The sequence below is a fragment of the Serratia sp. CY82433 genome, assembly GCF_052166535.1.
Classification (GTDB): Bacteria; Pseudomonadota; Gammaproteobacteria; order Enterobacterales; family Enterobacteriaceae; genus Serratia; species Serratia sarumanii.
On sequence record NZ_JBJNOR010000007.1, the window covers coordinates 162,159 to 180,962 of the forward strand.

Annotated in this window: 12 protein-coding genes; all 12 read left to right on the top strand. The window is 61.9% G+C overall.

Translation table 11 applies throughout. The annotated features are described in order from the left end of the window. Positions 1–159: 159 nt before the first annotated feature. A complete protein-coding gene (gene rppH, locus ACJ8PI_RS22925) occupies positions 160–687 on the top strand; it encodes an RNA pyrophosphohydrolase (protein ID WP_004931849.1) in 528 nt (175 codons plus the stop codon). A gap of 12 nt (positions 688–699) precedes the next feature. After that, positions 700–2,946 carry a phosphoenolpyruvate--protein phosphotransferase gene (gene ptsP / locus ACJ8PI_RS22930; protein ID WP_041036509.1) on the top strand — a complete coding sequence of 749 codons (2,247 nt, stop codon included), beginning with the start codon at positions 700–702 and terminating at the stop codon, positions 2,944–2,946. 222 nt (positions 2,947–3,168) lie between these two features. Then, entirely contained in the window at positions 3,169–4,041 is an 873-nt protein-coding gene (gene lgt / locus ACJ8PI_RS22935; RefSeq protein ID WP_060422186.1) for a prolipoprotein diacylglyceryl transferase, read from the top strand. A 7-nt stretch (positions 4,042–4,048) separates the two neighbouring features. Further along, entirely contained in the window at positions 4,049–4,843 is a 795-nt protein-coding gene (thyA, locus tag ACJ8PI_RS22940; RefSeq protein ID WP_016929918.1) for a thymidylate synthase, read from the top strand. A gap of 174 nt (positions 4,844–5,017) precedes the next feature. After that, positions 5,018–5,521 carry a prepilin peptidase-dependent protein gene (locus ACJ8PI_RS22945; protein WP_039567375.1) on the top strand — a complete coding sequence of 168 codons (504 nt, stop codon included), beginning with the start codon at positions 5,018–5,020 and terminating at the stop codon, positions 5,519–5,521. Beyond that, a complete protein-coding gene (locus ACJ8PI_RS22950) occupies positions 5,515–6,093 on the top strand; it encodes a prepilin peptidase-dependent protein (RefSeq protein WP_060431453.1) in 579 nt (192 codons plus the stop codon). Before ACJ8PI_RS22945 ends, ACJ8PI_RS22950 begins: the two co-directional genes overlap by 7 nt. Next, on the top strand, positions 6,090–6,536 hold the full coding sequence (locus ACJ8PI_RS22955; RefSeq protein WP_033649503.1) for a YgdB family protein: 447 nt from the start codon (positions 6,090–6,092) through the stop codon (positions 6,534–6,536). The genes ACJ8PI_RS22950 and ACJ8PI_RS22955 overlap by 4 nt, the downstream gene beginning before the upstream one ends. After that, positions 6,526–6,882: a prepilin-type N-terminal cleavage/methylation domain-containing protein gene (locus ACJ8PI_RS22960; RefSeq protein ID WP_033649504.1), complete on the top strand. Its 357-nt coding sequence runs from the start codon at positions 6,526–6,528 to the stop codon at positions 6,880–6,882. Before ACJ8PI_RS22955 ends, ACJ8PI_RS22960 begins: the two co-directional genes overlap by 11 nt. 32 nt (positions 6,883–6,914) lie before the next feature. Continuing rightward, positions 6,915–10,286 carry an exodeoxyribonuclease V subunit gamma gene (gene recC / locus ACJ8PI_RS22965; protein ID WP_103773102.1) on the top strand — a complete coding sequence of 1,124 codons (3,372 nt, stop codon included), beginning with the start codon at positions 6,915–6,917 and terminating at the stop codon, positions 10,284–10,286. A gap of 231 nt (positions 10,287–10,517) precedes the next feature. Then, positions 10,518–13,406, top strand: a complete 2,889-nt coding sequence (gene ptrA, locus ACJ8PI_RS22970; RefSeq protein ID WP_442528231.1) for a pitrilysin — start codon at positions 10,518–10,520, stop codon at positions 13,404–13,406. Beyond that, on the top strand, positions 13,403–16,954 hold the full coding sequence (gene recB / locus ACJ8PI_RS22975; RefSeq protein ID WP_164134720.1) for an exodeoxyribonuclease V subunit beta: 3,552 nt from the start codon (positions 13,403–13,405) through the stop codon (positions 16,952–16,954). Before ptrA ends, recB begins: the two co-directional genes overlap by 4 nt. Further along, positions 16,951–18,801 (top strand): exodeoxyribonuclease V subunit alpha, encoded by a 1,851-nt coding sequence (gene recD, locus ACJ8PI_RS22980; protein WP_164134721.1) that lies wholly within the window; start codon positions 16,951–16,953, stop codon positions 18,799–18,801. Before recB ends, recD begins: the two co-directional genes overlap by 4 nt. Positions 18,802–18,804 lie beyond the last annotated feature (3 nt).

Sequence of the window (18,804 nt, forward strand, 5' to 3'; positions counted from 1 at the left end):
CGGTCTGAAAGGCTAGGGTATGTTTATAACTTTGCCTATATCTGTGAGTTATCCCAATGTTATTCGGCCCGCAGCGCCGTAAAGCAGTGGTTTACCGCCTGTAGCTTGTGTGAAACAATCAGGACATCTATGCGAATTTAAGCTTATCGAGGTAGTCCGGTGATCGATGATGATGGCTACCGCCCGAATGTTGGTATCGTAATCTGTAATCGTCAGGGGCAGGTCTTATGGGCCCGCCGTTACGGTCAGCACTCCTGGCAGTTTCCCCAAGGTGGGATTAACCCTGGCGAAACTGCGGAGCAGGCGATGTACCGTGAGCTGTTCGAAGAAGTGGGGCTGAGTAAAAAGGATGTGCGCATCCTGGCTTCGACCCGCAACTGGTTGCGCTATAAATTGCCGAAACGTTTGGTGCGTTGGGACACAAAGCCGGTTTGTATCGGCCAAAAGCAAAAATGGTTTTTGTTGCAGCTACTGTGCAATGACGCTGATATCAATATGCAGCGCAGCAGCACGCCGGAGTTCGACGGTTGGCGCTGGGTGAGCTTCTGGTATCCGGTACGCCAGGTGGTGTCGTTCAAACGCGACGTCTACCGCCGGGTGATGAAAGAATTCGCCGTGACCGTGATGCCGATGCAAGAGCAGGCGGCGCCGCGGCAGGCCCCTGCTTATCGCCGAAAGAGAGGTTAAGTTAAGCCGACTATGCTCACGCGCTTGCGAGAAATTGTAGAGAAGGTGGCTGCGGCGGCCAGTCTGACGGATGCGCTGGATCTGCTGGTCAATGAAACCTGTCTGGCGATGGACACCGAAGTGTGTTCCATCTATCTGGCGGACAACGATCGCCGCTGCTACTACCTGATGGCCACGCGCGGGCTGAAAAAGCCGCGCGGGCGCACCATCGCATTGGCGTTTGACGAGGGCGTCGTCGGGTTGGTCGGCCGCAGAGCCGAGCCTATCAACCTGGCCGATGCCCAAAGCCACCCCAGTTTCAAATACGTTCCGCAGGTGAAAGAGGATCGTTTCCGATCCTTCCTCGGGGTGCCGATCATTCATCGGCGCCAGCTGCTGGGTGTGCTGGTGGTGCAGCAGCGCGAGCTGCGCCAGTTCGACGAAAGCGAAGAGTCTTTCATGGTCACCCTGGCCACGCAGATGGCCGGGATCCTGTCACAGTCGCAGCTTAACGCCATTTTCGGCCAGTATCGCCAAACGCGCGTGCGCGCGCTGGCGGCCTCGCCCGGCGTGGCGGTGGCGGAAGGGTGGCAGGACAGCAGCCAGCCTTCACTCGATCAAGTTTACCGCGCTTCGACGCTGGACACAGCCAGCGAGCGCGAGCGCCTGACGCTGGCGCTGGAAGAGGCCGGCGCGGAATTTCGCCGCTTCAGCAAGCGTTTTGCCGCCAGTTCGCAAAAGGAGAGCGCGGCGATCTTCGATCTTTACTCTCACCTGCTAAACGACGCCCGCCTCAAGCGCGAACTGTTCGCCGAAATCGACAACGGTTCGGTGGCGGAGTGGGCGGTGAAACAGGTGATAGAGGCCTTTGCCGAGCAGTTCGCCAAACTGCAGGACACCTACATGCGCGAGCGCGGCAGCGATCTGCGCGCGCTGGGCCAGCGTCTGCTGTTCCACCTCGACGACACCACTCAGGGCGCTACCCAGTGGCCGGCGCGTTTTGTGCTGGTGGCGGATGAGCTGACCGCGACATTGCTGGCCGAAGTGCCGCAGGATCGCCTGGTCGGCGTGGTGGTGCGCGACGGTGCCGCCAACTCGCATGCGGCGATTCTGGTGCGGGCGATGGGGGTGCCGACGGTGATGGGCGCCGACATCCAGCCTTCTCTGCTCAGCCAGCGGCTGCTGATCGTCGACGGTTATCGCGGTGAACTGCTGGTCGATCCTGAACCGGTGCTGGTGCAGGAATATCAACGGCTGATCAGCGAAGAGCTGGAACTGAGCAAGCTGGCGGAAGACGACGTCGAGCAGCCGGCGCAGTTGAAAAGCGGCGAGCGCATTCAGGTGATGCTGAATGCCGGCCTCAGCCCGGAACATGAACAGCTGTTGGGCGGCCGGGTAGATGGCGTGGGGTTATACCGCACCGAAATCCCGTTCATGTTGCAAAGCGGCTTCCCCTCCGAAGAGGAACAGGTCGCGCAGTACCAGGGCATGCTGCAGCTTTACCCGAGCAAGCCGGTTACGCTGCGCACTCTGGATATCGGCGCCGACAAGCAACTGCCTTATATGCCGATCAGCGAAGAGAACCCCTGCCTGGGCTGGCGCGGCATCCGCATCACCCTGGATCAGCCGGAGATCTTTTTGATTCAGGTGCGCGCGATGCTGCGCGCCAACGCCGGCACCGGCAATCTGGGCATTTTGTTGCCGATGATCACCAGCCTGGAAGAGGTCGACGAGGCCAAACGCCTGATTGACCGCGCCGGGCGCGAGGTGGAAGAGGTGCTCGGCTATGCGATCCCGAAACCGAAAATCGGCGTGATGCTGGAAGTGCCGTCGATGATTTTCCTGATCCCGCATCTGGCCGGGCGCGTTGATTTCATCTCGGTCGGCACCAATGATTTGACCCAGTACCTGTTGGCGGTAGATCGCAACAATACCCGGGTCGCCTCGCTGTATGACAGTTTGCATCCTGCGATGCTGCAGGTGCTGAAATTGATCGCCGAGCAGGGGAACGCTGCCGGGTTGCAGCTTAGCCTGTGCGGTGAACTGGCCGGCGATCCCATGGGCGCGCTGTTGCTGGTGGGCATGGGCTATCGCAATCTGAGCATGAACGGCCGCAGCGTGGCGCGCATCAAATACCTGCTGCGGCATATCGACCTTGCCGACGCCGAAATGTTGGCGCAGCGGGTGTTGAACACCCAGATGACCACGGAAGTGCGCCATTTGGTGGCGGCGTTTATGGAGCGACGCGGCATGGGCGGATTGATCCGCGGGGGCCGGTAGCCGCCGCGCGTTGTGATTTTTTTACAGAACTTTTCCCAGCCTGCCGGACCGGACCGCGCTAAGCCTATGTTATGATGCGCAACCTCAGTGCGGCGCAGGCTCGTCGCCTTGCACACCGCAGCGGCCAATGCTGCTGCTTGCAAGACGCGGGACAATCTCCGCCGCCGCTTGGCACCTGCCGCCCCCGCATGGGGAAAAATAACAGACATGTTGTGGTGATAGATGAGCAATAGCTATCTGGCGTTTCCTAAATTTGATCCGGTCATTTTCTCCATTGGCCCGGTTTCTCTGCATTGGTACGGCCTGATGTACCTGGTCGGCTTCGTTTTTGCCATGTGGCTGGCTGTGCGCCGTGCCAACAAGCCGGGCAGCGGCTGGACCAAAGACGAAGTTGAAAACCTGCTCTACGCCGGTTTCCTGGGCGTATTCGTCGGCGGCCGCGTAGGCTATGTGCTGTTCTATAACCTGCCGCTGTTCCTGGATAACCCGCTCTATCTGTTCAAGGTCTGGGATGGCGGCATGTCGTTCCACGGCGGCTTGATGGGGGTGATTCTGGTGATGTTCTGGTTCGCTCGCCGCACCAAACGCACCTTCTTCCAGGTTTCCGATTTTATCGCGCCATTGATCCCATTCGGCCTGGGCGCCGGCCGCCTCGGCAACTTTATCAACGGTGAACTGTGGGGCCGCGTGACCACCGACACCCCTTGGGCGATGCTGTTCCCAAGTTCGCGCAGCGAAGACGTGGCCCTCGCCGCCGCCGATCCTTCCTTGCTGCCGTTATTGAATCAGTACGGCGTACTGCCGCGCCACCCATCGCAGCTGTATGAACTGCTGCTGGAAGGCGTGGTGCTGTTTATCATTCTGAACCTGTTTATTCGCAAGCCGCGGCCGATGGGCGCCGTCTCGGGCCTGTTCCTGATCGGTTATGGCACATTCCGCATCATCGTTGAAGCGTTCCGCCAGCCGGATGCCCAGCTCGGCCTGTTCGACGGCGTGATCAGCATGGGGCAGATCCTGTCCATCCCGATGGTGGTGGCCGGTATTATTATGATGATTTGGGCGTACCGTCGTCGCCCGCAGCAACAAATGTCGTGAGGGACAAATGAAACAGTATCTGGATTTGATGAACAAGGTGCTCGCCGAGGGCACCCCTAAAGCCGACCGTACCGGCACTGGCACGCTGTCGATTTTCGGCCATCAGATGCGTTTCAACTTGCAGGAAGGTTTCCCGTTGGTGACCACCAAGAAATGTCATCTTCGTTCGATCATTCATGAGCTGTTGTGGTTCCTGAACGGCGATACCAACATCGCCTACCTGCGTGACAACAAGGTCACCATTTGGGACGAGTGGGCCGATGAAAACGGCGATCTCGGCCCGGTGTACGGCAAACAGTGGCGCGCCTGGGGCGCGGCGGACGGCCGTCAGATCGATCAGCTGAGCAACGTGCTCCAACAGCTGAAGCAGGATCCGGATTCGCGCCGCATCATCGTTTCCGCCTGGAACGTCGGCGAGCTGGATCAGATGGCGTTGGCGCCGTGCCACGCGTTCTTCCAGTTCTACGTCGCGGACGGCAAGCTCTCTTGCCAGCTGTACCAGCGTTCCTGCGACGTGTTCCTAGGCCTGCCGTTCAACATCGCCAGCTACGCGCTGCTGGTGCATATGATGGCGCAGCAGTGCGATCTGGAAGTGGGCGATTTCGTCTGGACCGGCGGCGATACCCACCTGTACAGCAACCACATGGAACAGACTCAGCTGCAGCTAACGCGTGAACCGCGTCCGTTGCCGAAACTGGTGATCAAACGCAAGCCGGCTTCGCTGTTCGATTACCGTTTCGAAGACTTCGAGATCGAAGGTTACGATCCGCACCCGGCCATCAAGGCGCCGGTCGCGATCTAACCTTAACCGCATCACACCAGGGGGGCAGCGATTGCACCCCTTTTTTTATCCGCATTGCGCACCGCGCCGCATTTTTTTGTCGTCCTCTGCCGTCGTAAATAAAACATTGCGCAGCTTGCCGCAGCGATTACGCATGCGGCTTTACCGCGTTGTGGCGATCCTTACACTGGCGGCATGAAAGACAATACTCTCTCGAACATCGATGATCGCCAGCGTGGCATGACGCTGATTGAGCTGTTGGCGGCGATATTGATCGCCGGCATGCTCACCGGCTGGGGCGTCGGGCAATGGCGTTATCATCAGCAAGCGCTGCGGCTGGAACACACGGCTCAGCAGCTGCTGGCGTTTTTGCTGCGATTGCAGGCGGACGCCAACTGGCGTAACCGCGCGACGCTGCTGTGGTTCAAGAACGGCACGCCCTGGTGTCTGGGCGGTGGCGTGCCGCCGACGGATTGCGCTTCCGCCGAAGGCGCCGTTTTCTCGCCGTCTTATCGCGACGTCGCTTTGAGCGGCTACACCGGCAAAGAGATTGGGTTTTACGGTTTGCGCAATACTGCGCAGGCGGGGCACATCCTTCTCAGCAACGACGCAGGCAGCCTGCGGCTGGTGCTGTCCGCCCGTGGGCGGCTGCGTTTGTGCAGCGAAGGGCAGCGGGTCAGGGGCATTGCGCTATGTTGACTTTAGAACGCGGTTTTACCTTGCCGGAGGTGATGTTGGCGTTGGTCTTCGGCAGCGTGATCGCGCTCGGCGCGGCGAAAACCTATCCGTTGTTGCGCCAGCAAAGTGTAGTCGTCAGCCAGCACTTTCGGCTGGAGTCAACGCTGCGGCAACTGGCGTTCGGCATTGAGAAAGATCTGCGCCGCGCCGGTTTTTGCGCCGGGCAGTGCGCCGGCCGTCCGTTGCTGATCGGTCAGGCATCGGGAGAAGCGGCGGGCAGCTGCGTTATCGTTGCCTACGACATCGCTCGCAGCGGGCAATGGCTCGCTTCGGGCGAGAATGCGGGCTATTTCGGTTATCGGCTGCGCAATGGCGGCTTGGAAGGGCAGCGCGGCGTGAGCCAATGCGATGGCGGTGGCTGGGAGCGGTTGCTCGATCATGACGAAGTGCGCATTGAGCGGTTTCATGTGGCGATCGAGCGGGGCTATCACGGCGCGACCTTGGCTCGCCTGACGCTGGCGGGGCGCTCCGCCAGCGATACGCGTATCAGGCGCAGCCTGAGTGCGAGCGTCGAAATGGCGGCGCTGCCATGAATTGGCGAACCCAGCGGGGCGGTAGCACTCTGGCGGCGGTGATGTTGCTGTTGGCGCTGGGGCTGATGTTGCTTAACGCTCAGCATCGGCAGTTGGATAACGCGCTGTTACTGGCCGCCGATCAGCAGCGTTACCTTCAGGCTTATAATCAGGCCGCTTCGGCGCTGAGTTGGGGCATGAGCCAGCGCTGGCCACGCGCCGAGCTGAGTGCGGCGGCCTGGTTATGCAGGCAGCGCGCGGAACTGACGGCCTGCGCCCGGCTGTCTGCCAGAGCGGGCGTTGTGACGATACGCGGCCTTGGTGAGATGCGCGGCGGTGAACCGCTTTGGCTGTATCAGTGGGGCACCTTTAACGGCGCAGAGACCGCTGGCAAGGTGCAAGCTCAGCCGGGCGGTCGGCTGGATTTTTGCCCAGAGAAAAGGCTGACCGACTGTGACGGCTAACGCTCGGGCAGGGCGGCTATCCCGCAACGGCTTCAGCCTGCCGGAAGTGTTGGTGGCGGCCTTGCTGTTCTCGGTGTCGCTGCTTGGCTTGTTACAGTATCATCAGGTGCTGTTGCAGTCGTTTCAGCGCCAGTGGCACTACCGGCAAGCCTGGGCGCTGGCGCATCAGCAGTTAGAAGCGTTCGCCGTCACCGGGCGGCTCGAGGCCGAATCGCCGCCGGAAGGTTGGCGACGCGAGACGGCGCTTGACGATGCGGAGAGTGATTGCCGCCGATTGACGGTTAGAGTCCAAACGCCGCAGCGGCAGTGGGCGACGCTGAGCCGCTGGTATTGCACCCGCTTTTAAGCCGGTATGTCTTTTGTTTTAAAGGAGCCTTGATGTTCACGGTTTATCATTCCAATCAGCTGGATTTGTTGAAAACGCTGACCAGCGCGCTGATAGCCAGAGATCCGTTGGCCGATCCTTTTCAACCGGAAGTGGTGCTGGTGCAGAGCCCCGGTATGGCGCAATGGCTGCAGATGCAGTTGGCGGAACAGTTCGGCATCGCCGCCAATATTGCGTTTCCGCTGCCGGCGACCTTTATTTGGGACATGTTCACCCGGGTGTTGCCGGATATCCCGAAAGAGAGCGCCTTCAGCAAGGACGCCATGACCTGGAAGCTGATGTGGTTGCTGCCGGAGATGCTGACTCAGCCGGCGTTTGCGCCACTGCAGCACTATCTGACCGATGACGGTGACAAGCGCAAAATTCACCAGTTGGCCGGTCGGGTCGCCGACCTGTTCGACCAATATTTGGTTTATCGCCCGCAGTGGCTGGAGAGCTGGCAGCGCGGTGAGCGCATCGACGGCCTGGCGGAGGCTCAGCAATGGCAGGCGCCGCTCTGGGCGCGGCTGGTGGAGTACACGCGCGAGCTGGGGCAGCCGGAATGGCACCGCGCCAATCTGTACAGCCGATTTATCCACGCGCTGGAGCAGGCAAAAACCTGCCCGCCCGGGTTGCCGCCGCGGGTGTTTATCTGCGGCATCTCGGCGTTGCCGCCGGTCTATCTGGAAGCGCTGCAGGCGCTGGGGCGGCATATCGATATCCACCTGATGTTCACCAACCCCTGTCGCTACTATTGGGGCGATATTCAGGATTACGCTTTCCTGGCTCGCTTGCAGAGCCGCAAACGCCGTCACTACCACCAGGCTCGTGAGCACGGGCTGTTCCGCCAGCCGGATGACGCGGCGCGCCTGTTTGACGCCGAAGGCCAGCAGCAGCTCAGCAACCCGCTGCTGGCCTCTTGGGGCAAGCTGGGGCGCGATCACCTCTATCTGCTGTCGCAGATGGAAGGGGCGCAAGAGGTTGACGCCTTTGTCGATATCCCGGCCGATACCATGTTGCACGCCGTTCAGCGCGACATGCTGGAGCTGGAAGACCATGCGGTGATCGGTATTACCGCGGAAACGCTGGAAAGCAGCTTCAGCAAACGTCCGCTGGATGAGAACGACCGCTCCCTCAGCCTGCATGCCTGCCACAGCCCGCAGCGGGAAGTGGAGGTGCTGCACGATCAACTGCTGACCATGCTGGCGAAGGATCCGTCGTTGACGCCGCGCGACATCATCGTGATGGTCGCGGATATCGACAGCTACACGCCTTACATTCAGGCGGTGTTCGGCAATGCCCCTGCCGAGCGCTACCTGCCGTTCGCCATTTCCGACCGTAAAGCGCGCCAGGCGCATCCTGCGCTGCAGGCGTTCATTTCACTGCTCGATCTGCCGCAAAGCCGTTTTACCTCGGAACAGGTGCTGGCGCTGCTTGAGGTGCCGGCCCTGGCCGCCCGTTTCGCCATTGGCGAAGAGGGGCTGCGCCTGCTGCGCCATTGGGTCGGTGAATCCGGCGTGCGCTGGGGCCTGGACGACGATAACGTGCGCGAACTGGATCTGCCCGCCACCGGCCAACATACCTGGCGCTTTGGCATCACGCGCATGTTGCTTGGCTACGCGATGGACAGCAATGCCGGCGATTGGCAGGGCATTTTGCCTTACGACGAATCGAGCGGATTGGTCGCCGAACTGGCGGGGCAGCTGGCAGACCTGCTGGCGCAGCTCAGCCACTGGCGGCAAATCTTGAGCGAAGCGCGCCCGCTCGAGGCGTGGCTGCCGCTGTGCCGGCAACTGCTGGATGCTTTCTTCGCTGCGGACAGCGACACCGAGGTGGTGCTGGCGCTGATCGAACAGCAGTGGCAGCAGGCCATCAATTTTGGCCTGGCGGCGCGCTATCCCGATGAAGTGCCGTTGACCATTCTGCGGGACGATCTGGCGGCGCGTCTCGATCAGGAGCGCATCAGCCAGCGCTTCCTCGCCGGGCAAATCAACTTCTGTACGCTGATGCCGATGCGTTCCATTCCGTTCAAGGTGGTGTGCCTGTTGGGCATGAACGACGGCGTGTATCCGCGCACGCTGCCGCCGCTGGGTTTCGATCTGATGGCGCAGCAGGTCAAACGCGGCGACCGCAGCCGACGCGATGACGACCGTTATCTGTTCCTGGAAGCGATTTTGTCCGCGCAACAGCGGCTGTATATCAGCTTCATCGGCCGTTCCATTCAGGACAACAGCCCGCGCTACCCTTCGGTACTGGTCACCGAGCTGCTGGAGTACCTGGAACAAAGCTATTGCCTGCCGGGAGATGAAGAGCTTAGCGCAGACGACAGCGCCCGGCGGGTTGGTGAGCACTTGCTGAAGTGGCACGCGCGCATGCCGTTCGCCGCCGAGAACTTCTTGCCGGGCTCGGAGGCGCAAAGCTATGCCGCCGAGTGGCTGCCTGCCGCCGATGGGCGCGGTGCGGCGCATCCGGCGTTCAACCAGCCGCTGCCCGCCGAAGCGCTGCAGCAAATATCGCTGGAGGAGCTGCTGCGGTTTTACCGCCATCCGATTCGCGCGTTTTTCCAACTGCGGCTGGGCGTCAGTTTTATCCTGGAAGAGACCGAGCTGCCGGACGAAGAGCCCTTCACGCTGGATAACCTCAGCCGCTACCAGTTCAACAGCCAGCTGCTGAATACGCTGATCGACGGCGACGATCCCGAACGGCTGTTCCAGCGGGTGCGCGCCGCCGGCGGCTTGCCCTATGGCGCCTTCGGCGAAATTTATTGGCAAAAGCAGCAGGAAGAGATGAGCGAACTGGCCGAGCAGGTGCGTGCGGAACGCGCAGAGAGCCATAGCCTGGAGCTGGATATCGATATCGCCGGCGTGCGCCTCAGCGGCTGGCTGCATCAGGTGCAAGGTGACGGCCTGTTGCGCTGGCGGCCCGCGACGCTGTCGGCGGTGGATGGCATATTGCTGTGGCTGGAGCACCTGGTGTACTGCTGCGCCGGCGGCACCGGCGAGAGCCGCATGTATGGCCGCAAGAACTCCGCCTGGCGCTTTGCCGCGCTGGCGCCTGAAGAGGCACAGGCGCAGCTGGCGGAACTGCTGACGGGCTATCAGCGCGGTCTGAGTCAGCCGCTGCTGTTGCTGAACAAGAGCGGCTGGGCGTGGCTGAGTCAGTGCTATCTGCCGGAAACGCAGCAAATCGACTGGGAGGAAGAAGCGCAAATCAAGGCGCGCGCCAAATTGCTGCAGGCTTGGCAGGGCGATCAGCGCATTCCCGGAGAAGGGGAAGATCCCTACGTGCAGCGAGTGTTTCGCCAATTGGATAATGAATACTTAGCGCAAATACTGGCCGAAACAGAGCGTTATCTGCTGCCGGTGGCGCGGCATAACCTGGGGTAACAATCCCCCGGTGGTGCTGTGCGGCGGTAGGTGGTAAAAATAACGAAGGTTATATTCAACCATTGGGGTCATTCCCGGTCTTACATAACGTACAGGCATATACCCGCCGAGTTCGGGTCGGCATATTGGCGAAGAACCCGGTGAGTACAGATTTGGTTATGTGGTTTTGATGAACGTCGCCACCGTCAGGGAGTGGGCGCAGCGACGTCAGAATAGGGGTTTATTTTGGATATGCGCAGACAGTTGGCCCGTATCACCGGGCTGGTATTATTGGCTATGTGTTGGGCGCCGTTGAGTTGGGCCGCGCAAGGATGGCAACCGCTGGCGGAGAAGATCAACAAAAGCGAACACGATCCGCGTCAGTATGAGGCGATCAAATTGACTAACGGCATGACGGTGTTGCTGGTGTCCGATGCCCAGGCGCCGAAATCGCTGGCGGCGCTGGCATTGCCGGTCGGCTCGCTTGAAGATCCGAACAGCCAACTGGGTTTGGCGCACTATCTGGAACATATGGTGCTGATGGGCTCCAAGCGCTATCCAGAGCCGGAAAACCTGTCCGAGTTCCTGAAAAAGCATGGCGGCAGCCACAACGCCAGCACGGCTTCTTATCGCACCGCCTTCTATCTGGAAGTGGAAAATGACGCGCTGGAGCCGGCGGTCGATCGCATGGCCGACGCCATTGCCGAGCCGCTGCTGGATCCGGGCAATGCCGACCGTGAGCGCAACGCGGTTAACGCCGAGTTGACGATGGCGCGTTCGCGCGACGGTATGCGTATGGCGCAGGTGGGCGCGGAAACCCTTAACCCGGCGCACCCGAGCGCGCGCTTCTCCGGCGGCAATCTCGATACGCTGAAAGACAAGCCGGACAGCAAGCTGCACGATGAGCTGACCGGCTTCTATAAGCGCTACTATTCCGCCAATTTGATGATGGGCGTTTTGTACGGCAATCAGCCGCTGCCTCAGCTGGCTGATATTGCGGCGAAAACCTTTGGCCGCGTGCCGAATCACGACGCCAGCGTGCCGCCGATCACCGTGCCGGCGGTGACGCCGGAACAACAGGGCATCATCATTCACTATGTGCCGGCACAGCCGCGCAAACAGCTGAAGGTCGAGTTTCGCATCGATAACAACAGCGCCGCGTTTCGCAGCAAAACCGATACCTACATCAGCTACCTGATCGGCAACCGCAGCAAGAACACCCTGTCTGACTGGTTGCAGAAGCAGGGGCTGGCGGACGCCATAAATGCCGGCGCCGATCCGATGGTGGATCGCAACGGCGGCGTCTTCGCCATCAGCGTTTCACTGACCGACAAAGGCCTGGCCAAGCGCGACGAGGTCGTCGCCGCCATTTTCAACTACCTGAAAATGCTGCGCAGCGAAGGCATCAAGCAAAGTTACTTCGACGAAATCTCGCATGTTCTGAATCTGGATTTCCGTTATCCGTCGATCACGCGCGACATGGACTACATCGAATGGCTGGTGGACACCATGCTGCGCGTGCCGGTTGAACATGCGCTGGATGCGCCTTACCTGGCCGATCGCTATGATCCTAAGGCGATCGCCGAACGCCTGGACGCCATGACGCCGCAAAACGCCCGCATCTGGTTCGTCAGCCCGGATGAGCCGCACAACAAGACGGCCTATTTCGTCAACGCGCATTACCAGGTCGACAAAATCACGCCGCAGCGCTTTACGCAGTGGCAGCAGTTGGGGAGTGGGATTTCCCTGTCGTTACCGACGCTCAATCCGTACATCCCGGATGACTTTACCCTGACCAAGCCGTCGCACGAGTTCAAAAAGCCGGAAATGGTGGTGGATAACCCCGGCCTGCGTGTGCTGTACATGCCGAGCCGTTACTTCGCCGATGAGCCGAAGGCCGACGTCACCGTCGCTTTCCGCAACGCCAAGACCATGGATTCCGCGCGCAACCAGGTGCTGTTCTCGCTGACGGATTATCTGGCCGGCCTCGCGCTGGATCAGCTGAGCTATCAGGCATCGGTTGGCGGGTTGAGCTTCTCGACCTCGCCGAACAACGGCCTGATGTTTAACGCCAACGGCTTTACCCAGCGCCTGCCGCAGTTGCTGACGGCGCTGATCGAGGGCTATTCCAGCTTCACGCCGACGGAAGATCAGCTGGCGCAGGCCAAGTCCTGGTACCTGGAGCAGTTGGACGCCGCCGAGAAGGGCAAGGCGTTTGAATTGGCCATTCAGCCGGTGCAGATGGTTTCCCGCGTGCCGTATTCCGAACGCAGCGAACGCCGCGAAGTGCTGAAGACGCTGACGCTGAAAGACGTGCTGGCCTATCGCGACAGCCTGCTGGCCGAGGCCACGCCGGAGCTGCTGGTGGTGGGCAACATGAGCAAGCAGCAGGTCGACAAGCTGGCGTCGACGCTGAAACATCGCCTGGGCTGTACCGGCATCGAATGGTGGCACGGCGAAGACGTGGTGGTGGACAAAAATCATCTGGCCAATCTGCAACAGGTGGGCAGCAGCACCGATTCGGCGCTGGCGGCGGTCTATGTGCCGACCGGTTACGACGAAGTGGCCGGCATGGCCTACAGCTCATTGCTGGGGCAGATTATTCAGCCGTGGTTCTATAGCCAGCTGCGCACTCAGGAGCAATTGGGGTATGCGGTCTTCGCCTTCCCGATGTCGGTGGGGCGCCAATGGGGCGTGGGCTTCCTGTTGCAGAGCAACAGCAAACAGCCGGCATACCTGTACCAGCGCTATCAGGATTTCTACCCGAAAACCGAGAAACGCTTGCGCGACATGAGCGAAGCGGACTTTGAGCAGTACAAACAGGCGCTCATCAATGAGCTGAAGCAGCGGCCGCAAACCCTGAGCGAGGAGGCCAGCCGGTTCGCCAACGATTTCGATCGCGGCAATTTCGCCTTCGATACTCGTCAGAAGCTGATCGCGCAGGTGCAACAGCTGACGCCGGCCAAACTGGCGGATTATTTCCACCAGGCGGTGATCCAGCCACAGGGGCTGGCTGTGCTGTCGCAGGTGAGCGGCAGCGGGCAAGACAAGGCGGATTACGCGGCGCCTAAGGGCTGGGTCACCTATCCGAACGCGTCTGCATTGCAGCAGATCCTGCCGCGCAAAGTGGCGACGCCATGACGGAAACTGCCCCGCAGAGGCTGGAGCCGCTGACGCTGCCGCTGTTCGGCGAACGCCTGATCGAGGCGTCGGCGGGCACAGGCAAAACCTTTACCATCGGCGCGCTGTACCTGCGTTTGCTGCTGGGGCTGGGCGGTGAAGCGGCGTTTCCCCGGCCGCTGACGGTCGAAGAAATCCTGGTGGTGACCTTTACCGAGGCCGCCACCGAGGAGCTGCGCGGGCGTATCCGCGACAATATCCACGGATTGCGCATCGCCTGCGTGCGTGGCGTCAGCGCCAACCCGCTGTTTTCGGCGCTGATGGCTGAAATTGACGATTTGACCGACGCCGCCTCGCAGTTGCTGGCGGCGGAGCGGCAAATGGACGAAGCGGCGATCTACACCATTCACGGCTTTTGCCAACGAATGCTGACGCACAACGCCTTCGAATCCGGCATGCTGTTTGAACAAACGCTGGTGCAGGACGAGTTGCCGCTGCGGCGGCAGGCCTGTGCCGATTTCTGGCGTCGCCACTGCTATCCGTTGCCGCTGGGCGTGGCGCGTGCGGTCAGCCAGGAGTGGAGCGGCCCGGAAGCGTTGCTGGCCGATCTCTCCGGCTATCTGCACGGTGAGGCGCCGGCGCTGCGCCGGCCGCCGAAAGAGGAAGAAACCGTCCTGATGCGCCACGAGCAGATCGTCGCGCGCATCGATGCCATCAAGGCGCAATGGCGTGCGGCGGCGGGCGATCTGGAGGCGTTGATCGCCCAGTCCGGCGTCGATAAGCGCAGCTACAGCAGCAAGCACCTGCCGAACTGGCTGAACAAGGTCGGCGAATGGAGCGGGCAGGAGACTCAGGACTACCAGTTGCCGAAGGAACTGGATAAATTTCGCCAGTCGGTGCTGCTGGAGAAGACCAAGAAAGGCGAGCCGCCGCGGCATGCGCTGTTCACGGCGATCGACGAACTGTTCGATGAGCCCTTGACGCTGCGCGACCTGATCATGGCGCGCGCGCTCAGCGAGATCCGCACTTCCATTCAACAAGAAAAGCGCCAGCGCGCCGAGCTGGGGTTTGACGACCTGCTCAGCCGGCTGGACGGCGCCCTGCAAAGCGGCGGCGGCGAACAGCTGGCGCAGGCGATCCGCCAGCGTTACCCGGTGGCGATGATCGATGAATTCCAGGACACCGATCCGCAGCAATACCGCATTTTCCAAAAGCTTTACGTCGGCCGGCCCGATTGCGGCCTGCTGCTGATCGGCGATCCCAAGCAGGCGATTTACGCCTTCCGTGGCGCCGACATCTTTACCTACATGCGGGCGCGCTCAGAGGTGAGCGCCCACTATACGCTGGAGACCAACTGGCGCTCGTCGCCGTCGATGGTCGCCAGCGTCAATCACCTGTTTTCTCAGGTAGAAAAGCCTTTCCTGTTCGGCCAAATCCCCTTTATCGAGGTCAGCGCGGCGGAAAAGAACCAAGGGTTGGCGTTTGACCTGCACGGCAAGCCGCAACCGGCGATGCAGTTCTGGCTGCAGCAGGGGGAAGGCGCCGGTGTAAGTGATTACCAACAGCTGATGGCGCGCCTGTGCGCCACGCAAATTCGCGACTGGCTCAGCGCCGGGCAGCAGGGCCAGGCGTGGCTGCAGGGCGGCAAGGAGCCACGGCCGGTGCAAGCCTCCGATATCACGGTGCTGGTGCGCAGCCGCAATGAGGCGGCGCTGGTGCGCGATGCGCTGAGTGCGCTGTCCATTCCGTCGGTCTATCTGTCCAACCGCGACAGCGTGTTCGACACCCCGGAGGCCAAAGACCTGCTGTGGTTGCTGCAGGCGGTGTTGGCGCCGGAGCAGGAGCGCACGCTGCGCAGCGCTATGGCCACCGGTCTTATGGGGCTGGACGCGCCGACGCTGGACGGCCTGAGCCGCGATGAGCGCGCCTGGGACGCATTGGTTAACGAGTTCGATAATTACCGCACGCTCTGGCTGCGCCGCGGCGTGTTGCCGATGCTGAGCGAGGTGATGAAAGCGCGCCAACTGGCGGAGAACCTGCTGGCCAGCGCCGGTGGCGAGCGTCGTTTGACCGACGTGCTGCACCTGGGGGAGCTGTTGCAGGAGGCGGCGGCGCAACTCGACAGCGAACATGCGCTGGTGCGCTGGCTGGCACAGCAGATCGCCCAGCCTAATCGCCAGTCCGATAATCAGCAACTGCGGCTGGAGAGCGACCGGCATCTGGTGCAGGTGATCACGATTCATAAATCCAAGGGGCTGGAGTTCGATCTGGTGTGGCTGCCGTTCGTCGGCAATTTCCGCCAGCAGCAGCAGGCGTTGTATCACGATCGCCACAGTTTCCAGGCGTTGCTGGATCTCGACGCCAATGAAGAGAGCCAGGCCTGGGCGGAGGAAGAGCGGTTGGCAGAAGACCTGCGCCTGTTGTACGTGGCGCTGACCCGCTCGGTGTACCACTGCAGCATCGGCATCGCGCCGCTGTTCCAGGGCACGCGCAAGAAACAGGGCGATACCGATCTGCACCGCAGCGCATTGGGTTATCTGGTGCAGGGCGGGCAGGCCGGCGACGCCGCGTATCTGCAGGAGCGCCTGCAGCAATTGGCGGGCGGCGGCATCGCGCTGTCGCTGGTGGAACCGCCGGACGAGGCGCCCTGGCAGCCCCAGGCATCGCTGGCCGCTACGCTGGCGGCGAAAAGCTTTACCCGACGGATCCAGGATTTTTGGCGGGTGACCAGCTATACCGGTTTGCAACAGCACGGTTCGAGCCTGATGCAGGATCTGCTGCCGCGTCTGGATGTCGACGCCGCGGGCGAGCGGGGTGAGGAGAGTGAGCCAGCGCTCACACCGCATACCTTCCCGTGCGGCGCAACGCCCGGCACCTTCCTGCACAGCCTGTTTGAAACGCTGGACTTCACCCAGCCGCTGGACGAACAGTGGCTGTTGGCACAGCTGCAACAGCAAGGCTTCGCTGAGCACTGGCAGCCGATTCTGCTGGCGTGGATGCAGGTGTTGCTCAACACGCCGCTCGACGACAGCGGCGTGACGTTGTCGGCGCTGACGCCGCAGCACAAGCAGGCCGAGCTGCAGTTCTATTTGCCGATTAACCGGTTGTTGCAGGCGAAGGCGCTCGATGCCCTGATGAAGCGTTACGATCCGCTTTCCGCCCGCTGCCCGGCGCTAGATTTTCATCAGGTGCAGGGCATGCTGAAAGGCTTTATCGACCTGGTGTTTTGCTGGCAGGGCAAATACTACCTGCTGGACTACAAATCCAACTGGCTGGGGGAAGACAGTAGCGCCTATACCCGGCCGGCGATGGAGCAGGCGATGGCGGAGCATCGTTACGATCTGCAATACCAGCTGTATACGCTGGCGCTGCATCGTTATCTGCGTCATCGGTTGCCGGATTACGATTATCGGCGCCATTTTGGCGGGGTGATATATCTGTTCCTGCGCGGCGTGGATGCGGCGCACCCGGGCAACGGCATTTTCACCTGTCTCCCCGAGCTTGAGCTGGTGGAGGGGATGGATCGCTTGTTCAGCGGCGAAGCTGCGGCGACGGAGGAAGGATCATGATCGCACTGCTGGAGCAGGCGGTGGCGCTTGGCGTGCTGCGCCCGCTGGACGTGCAGTTCGCCCGCGTGGTGGCGAGCGAAGACGAGCCCGATATTTTGCTGGCCGCCGCCTGCCTGAGCGCAGAGGCGGGGGCCGGTCACGTCTGCCTGATGCTGGAGCAGCTGCAGGCGGACACGCTGTTTGAAGGGCGCCAGCCGGCGTTGGCGCTGGCGGTGTGGGAGGCGGCCGGGCGGCCGGATAGCGCGCGTTGGCAGCAGCGTTTGGCGACCAGCGCGGCGGTCGGGGACGGCAGCGGCGCTACGCCGCTGGTGCTGCGCGGGCCGCGCCTGTATCTGCAGCGCATGTGGCAAAACGAAGGCGAAGTGGCGGCGTTTATCGGCGGTGAAGGCGAATCGCTGGCGGTGCCGGAGGCTGAGCTGCGCACCATTCTCGACCGCTTGTTCGGCGCCGCGAGCGACGAGCCCGACTGGCAGAAAATCGCCGCCGCGGTGGCCGCCACGCGGCGCATTGCGGTCATTTCCGGCGGGCCGGGCACCGGTAAAACCACCACCGTCGCCAAACTGTTGGCGGCGCTGGTGCAGCTGGATGAAAGCGCGCGCTTGCGCATTCAGCTGGCGGCGCCGACCGGCAAGGCGGCGGCGCGCCTGACGGAGTCGCTTGGCAGCGCCAGCCGCCAGCTGGCGTTGACCCCGGCGCAGCAGGCGCTGTTCCCGACGGAGGCGGCGACGTTGCACCGTCTGTTGGGGGCGCAACCGAACAGTCAGCGCATGCGTTATCACCGTGGCAACCGGCTGCATTTGGATGTGCTGGTGGTGGATGAGGCCTCGATGGTCGATCTGCCGATGATGGCGCGCCTGATTGCCGCGCTGCCCGATCGGGCGCGGGTGATTTTCCTCGGCGACCGCGATCAGCTGGCTTCGGTGGAGGCCGGCGCGGTGCTGGGCGATATTTGCCGTTTTGCCGAGCAGGGATACAGCGATGCGCGCGCCGCTGAGCTGAGCCGCCTGACCGGTTGTTCGCTCACGGGCCAGCAGGCCGACGCGGAAGCGGCGGTGCGCGACAGCCTGTGCCTGCTGCGCAAGAGCTATCGCTTCGACGCCCGTTCCGGCATCGGTCAGCTGGCGTTGGCGGTCAACGCCGGAGCGGGGGATCGCGCGCTGGCGGCATTAAACGGCAGTTTCGGTGATGTTGCGGGCTATGCGCTGGCGACGAGCGAAGAGTATCAGGCGCTGTTGGATGCCTGCGTGGCGGGCTACCGCGACTATTTGCGGCTGACCGCAGAAGGGGCGGACGCGGCGACGGTGCTGGCGGCCTTTGGCCGTTTCCAGGTGCTGTGCGCGCTGCGTGAAGGGCCGTTCGGCGTCGCCGGCCTGAACGAGCGCATTGAGCTCGGGCTGCAGCGTGCCGGTTTAATTGACCGCAAGCCGGGCGTACTCGGCCGCTGGTACCGGGGGCGGCCGGTGATGATCGGCCGCAATGACAGCGCGCTGGGGCTGTTCAATGGGGATATCGGCATTACGTTGCCGGATGAGCACGGCGATCTGCGCGTGCATTTCCAACTGCCCGACGGCAGCATCAAGTCGGTACAGCCAAGCCGTTTGCCGGCGCATGAAACCGCTTATGCGATGACGGTGCACAAATCTCAGGGATCGGAGTTTGACCATACGGTGCTGGTGTTGCCGAATCACTTTCTGCCGGTGCTGACGCGTGAGCTGGTCTATACCGCGATCACTCGCGCGCGTAAGCTGCTTTCGCTGTACGCTGCGGAGGCGGTGCTGCTGCGGGCCATTCGCACGCCGACCCAGCGCCGCAGCGGATTGGCTGAACGGCTGCAGGCGACGGAATAAGCG